Below are 12993 nucleotides of genomic sequence, written 5' to 3' on the forward strand. Positions count from 1 at the left end.
CCCGCGCCGCCGGGGCGCGGGTCAGGTACTCCGACGCGGACCCGCCGAGACCCGGGTCCGCGTCGATCCTGCTGTCTTCCGGTTCTTCAGGACTTCTTGATCTTGGTGACGTCGGGGTCCTTGGCGACCCGGTCGGCGGCCTTCTGCATGGTGTCCAGGGCCTCCTTGGTCGACATGTCGCCCATCATGAACTTGCCCATCACGCCGTTGAAGTCCTCGGTGAAGAGCTCGCCGTACCACTCCTTGAAGAAGGGGATGACGATGTTGTCGCCGGCCGCGGCAATGGCCTTCTGCGCGCTGTCGGTGCCCGGCGGGAGCTGCATTCCGTCGACGCCGCCCTTGACGGCGGGGATCGAGCCGACTTCCTTGAAGAAGTTCTTGGCGGCTTCCTTGCTGTACATCATCCGCATCCATTCCAGGGCGCCCTGGAGGTTGGCGGCCTTGGCCGGGACGATGAAGGGCTCGCCGGGCGGGGCGTACAGCGTGCCGAACGGCATGACGTCGCTCTTGCCGAGCGAGGGGGTCGCGCCGACCCGCATCTCGAAGCCCTTGGGCGTGGTGTCCTTGGCCTCGTTCTCCACCCAGGAGCCGTTGGGCACGAAGACGCACTTGCCCTTGGTCCAGGCGGTCTGCATCTCGGTGTGGGCCTCGGTGCCGTCGAAGCCGGTGAGGACGTACTTCTTGGCGACGAGCTCCTCGAACGCCTCGAAGACGGACTTCACCGCGTCGTGCTTCCAGGCGTTCGGCTCCAGGTAGTCCAGGGCGTCGAGCACCGGACGGCCGCCGGCCTGGGCGAACATGCCGTACATCGAGAAGAGCATGTAGCGGGGGTGGCCGCCCGGGTAGCTCCAGCCGTGGATGCCCTTGGCCTTGGCCTTCTTGCAGACCTCGATCATCTCGTCCCAGGTCTTGGGGTACTCGACCTCCAGGGTCTCCTTGAGCATCCGGTCCGAGTACCAGTTGCCGTACGCCGTCATGGCGATGTTCAGCTGGAAGCAGCCGTCGGTGCCGAAGGCGCCCATCGCCTGCATGGCGGGCGAGAGGGTGTCGCGGACCTTGACCTTGGGGTCGTCCCAGGAGGGGGCGTCGAGCAGCTCGGTGAAGTCCGCGACCTGCTTGTTGTGCACCAGCTTGCTGATGTTCATCTGGTCGGCGCCGGAGTTGTTGATCACGTCGGCCGACGGATTGCCCCGGACGATCTTCGGCTGGAGCTGGGTGGCGATCTTCTCCGTGGACTTCTGCTCGGCCTTGGCCTTCGGGTACTGCTTCTTGTACATGTCGGTGACGAACTGGGCGTACTTGTCGCCGTATCCGCCGTTGAAGATGTACACCGACAGTGCGGCGTCCTCCTTCACGGCGAGCGGGTTCTTCTCCGACTTCTTGCCCTTTTCGGCCTTCTCCTCGCCGCTGCCGCCACCGCTCGCACAGGAGCTGAGTGCGCCGACTCCGGGCACCGCGAGCAGGCCGGCGGCTGCCGTCCTCTTCAGTACGTCACGACGGTTGACGTTGGTGGGTCCCATGCTCAAGTCCTCGCCCTCTTCAGGACTCAGGCGGTGTAAGGGAGTTGCCCCGCCCAAGAATGCGTTCCCGGGCGAAGGGCCCCGCCACCGCGGTCGGTCGACTCAAATGGTTCAGCGGAAATTACGGGATGCGCGAAGAGGCCTCTCGTGCCGCCCCCGTGTTCCCCGTACCCCCTGGTCCGCGCCGGTTTCCACCGGCGGTGCAGACGCCGATAGGTATAGTCCACTTCCCGCCAACTGGGCAAGATCGAAAGCAAGGTTGAGCAGCCATCTTTCCCGAGTTGAGACCTCTTGGATATCTCGGGCCACTTTTGTCCAACGGGTCCCTTCACAACACCCTTGACATCACTGGACACTTGACTCACTACTTGTGGTGCGTACGCTCATGACAACGTTGTCCGAGTAAAGGGAGCCTGCGGGATGCAGCCCAGCCCGAGACCGAGAACCAGACCCGGCGGAGGCGCTTCGGCGGCCCTCGCGAGCGTTGTGGCGGGAGCCCTGGCGCTGACCGCACTGGCGCCGACGGCCGCCCTGGCCGCGCCCGGCGACCCGGCCCGACCGGCGCCCACAACAAAGGAGTTCAGCTCTTCCTTCGAGGCGGACGAGCCCGCACCCACCTGGCGGAACACCGTCGAAACGGATCGCCAGGGGCGCAAGCGGGCCTCCGGGGTCGACGGCGGGGACGTGGTCGGCATCCCCGGCAATGTCACGGACCGGGTCACCACGCTGCGGGCCAGCGCGGAGAACGCGGCGGGCGGCGAGGTCAAGGAGAACCTGGTCGACATCACCCCGGGCAGCAAGTGGCTGACCTTCCTGCCCATGGGCTGGGTCGAGTTCGACATGGACGAACCGGTCAAAGTCGTCTCGTACGCCCTGACTTCGGCCAATGACGCCGCCGAACGCGACCCGAAGGACTTCACCCTCCAGGGCTCCACCGACGGCAAGACCTGGAAGACGCTGGACACCCGCAAGGACGAGACCTTCACGTCCCGCTTCCAGACCAAGTCGTACGAGTTCGCCAACGACACCGCCTACCGGCACTACCGGCTGGAGATCACCCGCAACGGCGGCGCCCCGATCCTCCAGCTCGCGGACGTCCAGTTCTCGAACGGGGACACCTCCTCGCCGACCCCCGAGGACATGCGCAGCCAGGTCGACCGGGGCCCCTCGGGCTCCCCCACCGCCAAGTCGGGCGCGGGCTTCACCGGCAAGCGGGCGCTGCGGTACGCGGGCACGCACAAGGCGGCGGGCCGGGCGTACTCGTACAACAAGGTCTTCGACGTGAACACGAGGGTCGGCCGGAACACCGAGCTGTCCTACCGCGTCTTCCCGTCCCTGCCCACCGACGAGAAGGGCGCGGACCTCAACTACCCCGCCACGAACGTGTCAGTGGACCTGGCCTTCACCGACGGCACCTATCTGAGTGACCTGCGCGCCCTCGACCAGCACGGCGCGGTGCTCTCCCCGCAGGGCCAGGGCGCCTCCAAGACGCTGTACGCGAACCAGTGGAACCACAAGGCCTCGCGGATCGGCACGGTCGCGGCGGGCAAGACGGTCGACCGGATCCTGGTGGCGTACGACAACCCGAAGGGTCCGGGCAGGTTCCGGGGCTGGCTCGACGACGTACGGATCGCCGAGAAGGCCCCCGAGAAGCGCCTCGCGAACCTCTCCGACTACGCGAACACCACCCGGGGCACCCACTCCAGCGGCTCCTACTCGCGCGGCAACAACATCCCGGCCACCGCCGTCCCGCACGGCTTCAACTTCTGGACCCCGGTGACCAACGCGGGCTCCACGAGCTGGCTGTACGACTACGCGCGCGGCAACAACTCCGACAACCTCCCCACCCTCCAGGCCTTCAGCGCGAGCCACGAGCCGAGCCCCTGGATGGGCGACCGGCAGACCTTCCAGGTGATGCCGTCGGCCGCCGCCGGCACCCCGGACGCCTCGCGCACGGCCCGCGCCCTGCCCTTCCGGCACGAGAAGGAGACGGCGAAGCCGCACTACTACGGGGTGACCTTCGAGAACGGTCTCCGTACGGAGATGACGCCGACCGACCACGCGGCGATGATGCGGTTCACCTATCCCGGTGACGACGCCAGCATCATCTTCGACAACGTCTCCAACGACGGCGGCCTCACCCTCGACCCGGCCACCAGCTCCTTCACCGGCTTCTCCGACGTCAAGAGCGGCCTGTCCACCGGCGCCACCAGGCTCTTCGTGTACGGAGTCTTCGACGCGCCGGTCACCGCGAGCGGCAAGCTCAGCGGCGGCGGGGGCGCGGACGTCACCGGCTACCTCCGCTTCAAACCCTCCGCCGACAAGCAGGTGACCCTCCGCCTGGCCACTTCACTCATCAGTGTGGACCAGGCCAAGCAGAACCTGGCCGCCGAGCTCCCGGCGGGCTCCCGCTTCGAGCGGATCCGCGACCGCGCGCAGGACGCCTGGGACGACATCCTGGGCCGCGTCGAGGTCGAGGGAGCCAGCCACGACCAGCTGACCACCCTCTACTCCAGCCTCTACCGGCTCTACCTCTACCCCAACTCCGGTCACGAGAAGGTGGGCGGAAAGACCAGGTACGCGAGCCCGTTCTCGCCGCAGACCGGCCCGGACACCCCCACCCACACCGGCGCGAAGATCGTCGACGGTGAGGTGTACGTCAACAACGGCTTCTGGGACACCTACCGCACGACCTGGCCCGCGTACTCCTTCCTCACCCCGAAGAAGGCGGGGAAGCTGGTCGACGGCTTCGTCCAGCAGTACAAGGACGGCGGCTGGATCTCCCGCTGGTCCTCGCCGGGCTACGCGGACCTGATGACCGGCACCTCCTCGGACGTCGCGTTCGCCGACGCGTACGTCAAGGGCGTCGACTTCGACGCGGCGGCCGCCTACGAGGCGGCGCTCAAGAACGCCACCGTCCTGCCGCCCTTCTCCGGCGTCGGCCGCAAGGGCATGGACACCTCACCCTTCCTGGGTTACGCCTCCACCAAGACCCACGAGGGCCTCTCCTGGTCCCTGGAGGGCTACCTCAACGACTACGGCCTGGCCAAGATGGGCGAGGCCCTCCACAAGAAGACGAAGAAGGCCCGCTACAAGGAGGAGTCGGCCTACTTCCTCAACCGCGCGCAGAACTACGTCAAGCTCTTCGACGACAAGGCCGGCTTCTTCCAGGGCCGCGACCTCAAGGGCGACTGGCGCGTCCCGTCGGCGGCCTACGACCCGCGCGTCTGGGGCTACGACTACACCGAGACCAACGGCTGGGGCTACGCCTTCACCGCCCCGCAGGACAGCCGCGGCCTCGCCAACCTGTACGGCGGCCGCCCCGGCCTGGCGAAGAAGCTGGACACCTACTTCACCACCCCGGAGACCGCGGCCCCCGAGTTCACGGGTTCGTACGGCAGCGTCATCCACGAGATGACCGAGGCCCGTGACGTACGGATGGGCATGTACGGCCACTCCAACCAGGTCGCCCACCACGCCACGTACATGTACAACGCGGCCTCGCAGCCCTGGAAGACCCAGTCCAAGGTCCGCGAGGTGCTCTCCCGCCTCTACACGGGCAGCGAGATCGGCCAGGGCTACCACGGCGACGAGGACAACGGCGAGCAGTCGGCCTGGTACCTGTTCTCCGCGCTCGGTTTCTACCCGCTGGTGATGGGAAGCGGCGAGTACGCGGTCGGCTCCCCGCTCTTCACCAAGGCCACCGTCCACCTGGAGAACGGCCGCGACCTGGTGGTCCGCGCCCCGAAGAACAGCGCCAAGAACATCTACGTCCAGTCCCTGCGGGTGAACGGCAAGCCCTGGAACTCCACCGCCCTCCCGCACGACCTCCTCGCGCGCGGCGGCACCCTGGACTTCGCGATGGGCGACCGCCCGTCCGCCTGGGGCTCGGGCCGGGGCGCCGCCCCCGTCTCCATCACCCAGGACGACAGGACACCGAACCCGCGCGGTGACATCCTCGCCGCACAGGGCCCGCTCTTCGACAACTCCTCTGCCACGGAAGCCCAGTTGGCGCCGGAGACGGATCTCCCGGTGTCTGCCCCGGCCCGTGCCGTCCAGTACACCCTGACCTCGGCCGACCACGCCAAGGCCCCGACGGGGTGGGTGCTCCAGGGCTCCACGGACGGCAAGAAGTGGGACGTACTGGACAAGCGCACCCGGGAGACGTTCGCCTGGGACCGCCAGACCCGGGTCTTCACGGTGTCGGCCCCGGGCACGTACCAGCACTACCGGCTGGTGTCGGAGACCCCGGCGGCGACGGTCGCGGAGGTGGAACTGCTGTCCTGACGCTCCGCGGCACACGGGGAAGGGCCCCCGCTCCGACCGGAACGGGGGCCCTTCTCACGTGCCGCTACTGCTACTTGGCCACTAGCTGCGGATCAGCGAACGCAGCACGTACTGCAGGATGCCGCCGTTGCGGTAGTAGTCCGCCTCGCCGGGGGTGTCGATGCGGAGCTTGGCGTCGAACTCGACGTCGCCCGCCTTGACCTTCAGGGTCTCCGGGATGCCACCGTCGTTGAGGCCGGTGACGCCCGTGATGGAGAAGGTCTCCTCGCCGGTCAGGCCCAGCGACTCGGCCGTGGCGCCTTCCGGGTACTGGAGCGGGAGGACGCCCATGCCGATGAGGTTCGAGCGGTGGATGCGCTCGTACGACTCTGCGATGACGGCCTTGACGCCGAGGAGCGCGGTGCCCTTGGCCGCCCAGTCGCGGGACGAGCCCGAGCCGTACTCCTTGCCCGCCAGGATGACCAGCGGGGTGCCGGCGGCCTGGTAGTTCTGCGAGGCGTCGTAGATGTACGAGACCGGGCCATCGGCCTGCGTGAAGTCGCGGGTGAAGCCGCCCTCGGTGCCCGGCGCGATCTGGTTGCGCAGGCGGATGTTGGCGAAGGTGCCGCGGATCATGACCTCGTGGTTACCGCGACGGGAGCCGTACGAGTTGAACTCGCGACGCTCGACGCCGTGCTCCGTGAGGTACTTGCCGGCCGGGGTGTCGGCCTTGATCGCACCGGCCGGGGAGATGTGGTCGGTGGTGACCGAGTCGCCCAGCTTGGCCAGCACGCGCGCACCGGCGATGTCCTCGACCGGGGTCGTCTCCATCGTCATGCCCTCGAAGTACGGGGGCTTGCGCACGTAGGTGGACTCGTTGTCCCACTCGAAGGTGTTGCCGGTGGGGATCGAGAGCGCCTGCCACTGGGCGTCGCCCGCGAAGACGTCCTGGTAGGACTTGTTGAACATGTCCTCGCCGATGGAGTTGGCGACGACGTCGTTGACCTCGGCCTCGGTCGGCCAGATGTCGGCGAGGAAGACCGGCTTGCCGTCCTGGTCGACGCCCAGGGCGTCCTTGGTGATGTCGACCTTCATCGAACCGGCGATGGCGTACGCGACGACCAGCGGCGGGGACGCCAGGTAGTTCATCTTGACGTCGGGGTTGATCCGGCCCTCGAAGTTGCGGTTGCCCGAGAGCACCGACGTCACGGCCAGGTCGTGGTCGTTGACGGCCTTGGAGACCTCCTCGGGCAGCGGGCCCGAGTTGCCGATGCAGGTGGTGCAGCCGTAACCGACCAGGTTGAAGCCGACCTTGTCGAGGTAGGGGGTGAGCCCGGCCTTGTCGAAGTAGTCGGTGACGACCTTGGAGCCCGGGGCGAGGGTGGTCTTGACCCACGGCTTGCGGGTCAGGCCCTTCTCGACGGCCTTCTTCGCGACGAGCGCGGCGGCGACCATCACGTACGGGTTCGAGGTGTTGGTGCAGGAGGTGATGGCCGCGACCGTCACCGCGCCGTGGTCCAGCTCGTACGTGGAACCGTCGGCGGCGGTCACGGTGACCGGGTTGGACGGAACGCCGTTGGAGACGGCCGGGGCGTCGGACGCCGGGAAGGACTCCTTGCCGGCCTCCATGTCGTCCGAGACGTAGTTGCGGACGTCCTGGGCGAACTGCTGCGAGGCGTTGGCGAGGACGATGCGGTCCTGCGGGCGCTTCGGACCGGCGATGGACGGGACGACCGTCGACATGTCGAGTTCGAGCTTCTCGGAGAAGTCCGGCTCGGCGGCCGGGTCGAGCCACAGGCCCTGCTCCTTGGCGTACGCCTCGACGAGCGCGACCTGCTGGGCGTCGCGGCCGGTCAGGCGCAGGTACTTCAGCGTCTCGTCGTCGATCGGGAAGATCGCGGCGGTGGAGCCGAACTCCGGCGACATGTTGCCGATGGTGGCGCGGTTGGCGAGGCTCGTGGCCGCCACACCCTCACCGTAGAACTCGACGAACTTGCCGACGACACCGTGCTTGCGCAGCATCTCGGTGATGGTCAGCACGAGGTCGGTGGCGGTGGTGCCGGCCGGGAGCTCGCCGGTCAGCTTGAAGCCGACGACGCGCGGGATCAGCATGGAGACCGGCTGGCCGAGCATCGCGGCCTCGGCCTCGATGCCGCCGACGCCCCAGCCCAGCACGCCGAGGCCGTTGACCATGGTGGTGTGCGAGTCGGTGCCGACGAGGGTGTCGGGGTAGGCCTGGCCGTTGCGGACCATGACCGTGCGAGCGAGGTGCTCGATGTTGACCTGGTGGACGATGCCGGTGCCCGGGGGGACGACCTTGAACTCGTCGAAGGCGGTCTGGCCCCAGCGCAGGAACTGGTAGCGCTCCTTGTTGCGGCCGTACTCCAGCTCCACGTTCTGCTGGAAGGCGCCGGCGGTGCCGAACTTGTCGGCGATGACGGAGTGGTCGATGACCAGCTCGGCCGGGGCGAGGGGGTTGATCTTCGCCGGGTCGCCGCCCAGCTCCTTCACGGCCTCACGCATGGTGGCGAGGTCCACGACGCAGGGGACGCCGGTGAAGTCCTGCATGATCACGCGGGCCGGCGTGAACTGGATCTCCTGGCTGGGCTGGGCCTGGGAGTCCCAGCTGCCGATCGCACGGATGTGGTCGGCGGTGATGTTCGCACCGTCCTCCGTGCGGAGCAGGTTCTCCAGCAGGACCTTCAGGCTGTAAGGGAGGCGCGCGGAGCCCTCGACCTTGTCCAGCTTGAAGATCTCGTACGACTCGTCACCCACGCGCAGCGTGCTGCGGGCGTCGAAGCTGTTCGCCGACACGACAGTCTCCTTCAGTCAAAAAAGTGCGCGTTCTACCGCAATACAGCAATCCTGCCGCCACGACTCCGGGCCGACCCGCTAAGGTAAGGCTTAGTTAGGTAACCCTTACCGAGAAGTGGCGACTGCGGCGCGCTGGGCAGATATCTCGATGTCGAGATAACTCTAGTACATGGCCGCAGTACGGTCATGCCCGGGCGCGGCCGACCGTGGATGTGCCGGGCTCCGCTGCCCCGGCTCAGAGTGTGGGCGGGCCCTGCTCGACGCGGCGCAGTACGGGGCCGAGCCGGTCGAGGTCCGCGTCGCGCTGGTACTGCCGCTCGTCCCACCAGGTCGCCCCGGCGTCGGCGAGCGGCCCGATCAGATCGCGCGCCGCACCGGGCGCCGCGGGGCTCGCCCCGCCGACGACGAACTCGAAGGGGTGCGCGGCGGGGGCGTCCGTCACCCGGAGCTTGCGTACGTAGGCGACCAGATCGCGGAACTCCCCCAGGTCGGGTACGTGGCCGTGCTTGGCGGACGCGAAGAGCGGAACGGCACCGTCCCAGCGGGCGGCCCGCCGCATCGGGGGCCGGCTCGGCCAGAATCCGGCGATCCAGACCGGTGGGCGGGGTCGCTGGACGGTGGCGGGCAGCAGGGTGACATCGCGGGCGACAAAGTGCCGCCCCTCGTGATCGACTCGACTCCCCGTCCAGAACCGCTGAAGAAGCCCAAGCCCTTCGTCGAGCCGTTCGGCGAGCTCGACGGGCTGCGCGGTGTCGCCGAAGCTCGCGTACTCGTCCTCGATCGGCCCGCCGAGCCCCGTCCCGAAGATCACCCGTCCGTTGCTCAGGGAGTCCAGCGTGGCGACCTGCCGGGCGAGCTCCTGGGGTCGGCGGCGGGCGACCGGGGTGACCAGGGTGCCCAGCTTGATCCGGTGCGTGGCAAGGGCCGCGGCGGTGAGGAGCATCCACGGATCGGCGAAGGGCCGGTCGCCGTGGGCGCGGTGCAGGACGTGGTCCCAGACGAAGAGCCCGTCCCAGCCGGCCTCCTCGGCGGCCTTGGCCAGCTCGGCGACGTTACGGGGATCGGCGAAGTCGCCGAAGCAGGGGATGTTCACGGAGAAACGCATCCGGGCATGGTGCCCGCCGCCCCGGTCGACGGCAACCGGGTTGGATCGGACCGGGCCGGCCCGGCAACTACCATGCGCCGGAATCGAGTTCAGTTCACAAGGAGCTTCCCTCTTCATGTCATCACGTACCGGAAAGTCCAGCACGGAGCCGTCGCCGTCGTCCCGCCGCCCGAGTGTCACGATCACCGAGATCGAGGTCTCCGACGAAAAGGCCGGGCCGTACGGCGTGGCCGTCGGTTCTGACGGCGCGGTGTGGTTCACCAAGGTGCACGAGGGGAGCATCGGCCGGGTCGCGGTGACGGGCGGCGAGGTGTCGACGTACGCGCTCCCCTCCGCGGACGGCAATCCCACGGTGATCGTGCCGGGGCCCGACGGGGCGCTGTGGTTCACCGAGTTCGTGGGGAACCGGATCGGGCGGGTGGCCGTGGACGGCACGGTCAGCACCTTCGCACCGACGACGCCGGGGGCCGGGCCGTACGGGATCGCGGTGGGCGGGGACGGTGCGCTGTGGTTCACGGAGTTCCACACCGACCGGATCGGGCGGATCACGACCGGGGGCGAGGTGACGGAGTACGAGCTGCCGGTCACCGGGGGTTTCCCGTCGGCCATCGCGGCGGGGCCGGACGGTGACCGGATGTGGTTCACCCTGAACAAGGCCAACGCGGTGGGCTCCATCGCCCTGGACGGCGGCTCGATCGAGATCCACCCGCTGCCGACGCCCGAAGCGGGCCCGGTGGGGATCGCGGCGGGCCCGGACGGGGCGATGTGGTGGGTCGAGATCGGCGCGGGCCAGATCGGCCGGATCGACACCGATGGCCGCATCACGGAATTCCCGCTGCCGGACAGGGGGGTGCGGCCGCATGCGCTGGTGGGTGGGGCGGACGGGGCGATGTGGTTCACGGAGTGGGGGGCGGGTCGGATCGGCCGGATCACGGTCGACGGCGCGCACGTCGACTCGTACGACTTGCCGTCGGCGGGGGCGGAGCCGCATGGGATTGCGGTGGGGGTGGGTGGGGTTTTGTGGGTGGCGTTGGAGGTGGGGAGGGTGGCGAGGGTCGAGCTGACTTAGGGGGGCGGGGCGAGGCGGGGGTCCGCTGCGCGGGCGTTTCCCCTCCCCGCCCCTTCCCGAAACTGGGGCTCCGCCCCAGACCCCGGCCCGTACGGCCGGGCGGGGGTGGGTGGGCTGCCGGCCCTCGCGGTGGGACAGAGGGGGCGGGCCCGGCCACGGCCGGTTGTCAGGTGCGGGTTGTTCGTGGCTGGCCGCGCAGTTCCCCGCGCCCCTGAAGTACTCGTCGCTGACGGGCGCCGGGAACTATGCGGCGCTGGACACGAGTACCTGGGGGCGCGGGGAACTGCGCGAGCAACCCACCACCGGCCCGCACATCCCCACCCCCGGCCCCGCGGCCAGCGGTCTAGGGAAGGGGCGGGGAGGGGCAAAGCCCGCCGCAGGCGCGACACCGCCTGACCAGCCAGCGCCACGCGGCGGCAGCCGCAAATCCAGCACAGCGGGAAGGGGCGGGGAGGGGCATCGCCCGCCGCAGGCGCGGCGCCGTTCGGCCGGGCTCCTGGGTGGGCACGACCCGTCCCCGCCCGGCGACCTGACGCCCCACCAGCTCCCTCACCCCTCCAGCCCACCCGAGTGGGTTGTCATCTCATATCTGAGATAGCCTGCCCCGCATGGCAGACGACTACCTCGTACGCATCGGCAAGCTCATCCGTGACGCCCGTCAGCACCGTGGCTGGACACAGACGCAGCTCGCGGATGCCCTCGGCACCAGCCAGAGCGCGGTGAACCGCATCGAGCGCGGCAATCAAAACATCAGCCTTGAGATGATCGCCCGAATCGGTGAAGCCCTCGACAGCGAGATCGTGTCGCTCGGGTACTCGGGCCCGATGCACCTGCGAGTGGTCGGAGGCCGCCGCCTCTCCGGCGCCATCGACGTCAAGACCAGCAAGAACGCCTGCGTGGCACTCCTCTGCGCCACCCTCCTCAACAAGGGCCGCACCGTCCTGCGCAAGGTCGCGCGGATCGAGGAGGTGTACCGCCTTCTGGAGGTACTGAGCTCCATCGGCGTGCGCACCCGCTGGATCAACGACGGCAAGGACCTGGAGATCGTCCCGCCGGCCGACCTGGACATGGCCGCGATGGACGCGGACGCGGCCCGCCGCACCCGTTCGATCATCATGTTCCTCGGCCCGCTGCTGCACCGCATGGACCGCTTCAAGCTGCCGTACGCGGGCGGTTGCGACCTCGGCACCCGCACCATCGAGCCGCACATGATCGCCCTGCGCCGCTTCGGCCTGGACATCACGGCCACCGAGGGCATCTACCACGCCGAGGTCGAGAAGTCGGCGGGCCCGGACCGTCCGATCGTGCTGACCGAGCGCGGCGACACCGTCACCGAGAACGCGCTGCTGGCGGCCTCCCGTCACGACGGCACGACCGTCATCCGTAACGCCTCCTCCAACTACATGGTCCAGGACCTCTGCTTCTTCCTCGAAGCGCTGGGCGTCAAGGTCGAGGGCGTCGGCACCACCACCCTCACGGTCCACGGCGTCCCGGACATCAACGTCGACGTCGACTACTCCCCCTCCGAGGACCCGGTCGAGGCCATGAGCCTGCTGGCCGCCGCCGTCGTCACGGAGTCCGAGCTCACCATCCGCCGGGTGCCGATCGAGTTCCTCGAAATCGAGCTCGCGGTCCTGGAGGAGATGGGCCTGGACCACGACCGCTCCGCCGAGTACAGCGCCGACAACGGCCGTACCCGTCTCGTCGACCTGACGGTCCGTCCCTCCAAGCTGGAGGCGCCGATCGACAAGATCCACCCGATGCCCTTCCCGGGCCTCAACATCGACAACGTCCCCTTCTTCGCGGCCATCGCGGCCACGGCCCAGGGCCAGACCCTGATCCACGACTGGGTCTACGACAACCGCGCGATCTACCTCACCGACCTCAACCGCCTCGGCGGCCGCCTCCAACTCCTCGACCCCCACCGGGTGTTGGTCGAGGGCCCGACCCGCTGGCGCGCCGCCGAGATGATGTGCCCGCCGGCACTGCGCCCGGCCGTGGTCGTCCTCCTCGCGATGATGGCCGCCGAGGGCACGTCGGTCCTGCGGAATGTGTACGTCATCAACCGGGGTTACGAGGACCTGGCCGAGCGCCTCAACTCGGTGGGCGCGCAGATCGAGATCTTCCGCGACATCTAGACCCTCCGCGACGACCGGTCGACAGGTGCCGCCGCACCCCACCTGACCCGCGCGAAAACGCGTCGGCAGGGGGTGCGGCGG

At 68.9% G+C, this 12993-nt stretch carries 6 protein-coding genes; 3 read left to right on the plus strand and 3 right to left on the minus strand.

The window, feature by feature from the left end; translation table 11 throughout:
• Positions 1-86: 86 nt before the first annotated feature.
• Positions 87-1520 carry an N-acetylglucosamine/diacetylchitobiose ABC transporter substrate-binding protein gene (gene ngcE, locus ACZ5PB_RS03995; protein ID WP_468687546.1) on the minus strand — a complete coding sequence of 478 codons (1434 nt, stop codon included), beginning with the start codon at positions 1518-1520 and terminating at the stop codon, positions 87-89.
• Positions 1521-1940: 420 nt separating this feature from the next.
• On the opposite strand from ngcE, the gene ACZ5PB_RS04000 reads away from it, so the two are divergent.
• Complete coding sequence (locus tag ACZ5PB_RS04000; protein ID WP_468687547.1) at positions 1941-5807, plus strand: GH92 family glycosyl hydrolase; 3867 nt, start codon at positions 1941-1943, stop codon at positions 5805-5807.
• Between the two features lie 81 nt (positions 5808-5888).
• On the opposite strand, the gene acnA is transcribed toward ACZ5PB_RS04000, so the two are convergent.
• Together acnA and ACZ5PB_RS04010 are read right to left on the minus strand one after the other, a co-directional pair.
• Positions 5889-8600, minus strand: coding sequence for an aconitate hydratase AcnA (gene acnA / locus ACZ5PB_RS04005; protein WP_468687549.1), 2712 nt, complete (start codon positions 8598-8600; stop codon positions 5889-5891).
• Between the two features lie 235 nt (positions 8601-8835).
• Entirely contained in the window at positions 8836-9705 is an 870-nt protein-coding gene (locus tag ACZ5PB_RS04010; RefSeq protein WP_468687551.1) for an LLM class flavin-dependent oxidoreductase, read from the minus strand.
• A 115-nt stretch (positions 9706-9820) separates the two neighbouring features.
• Between ACZ5PB_RS04010 and ACZ5PB_RS04015 the strand changes: the two genes are divergently transcribed.
• Together ACZ5PB_RS04015 and ACZ5PB_RS04020 are read left to right on the plus strand one after the other, a co-directional pair.
• Entirely contained in the window at positions 9821-10774 is a 954-nt protein-coding gene (locus ACZ5PB_RS04015) for a Vgb family protein (protein WP_468687552.1), read from the plus strand.
• A gap of 608 nt (positions 10775-11382) precedes the next feature.
• Positions 11383-12912 carry a helix-turn-helix domain-containing protein gene (locus tag ACZ5PB_RS04020; protein WP_468687553.1) on the plus strand — a complete coding sequence of 510 codons (1530 nt, stop codon included), beginning with the start codon at positions 11383-11385 and terminating at the stop codon, positions 12910-12912.
• The last annotated feature ends 81 nt before the right edge of the window (positions 12913-12993 follow it).

It is taken from the genome of Streptomyces sp. NPDC032721 (assembly GCF_055579625.1).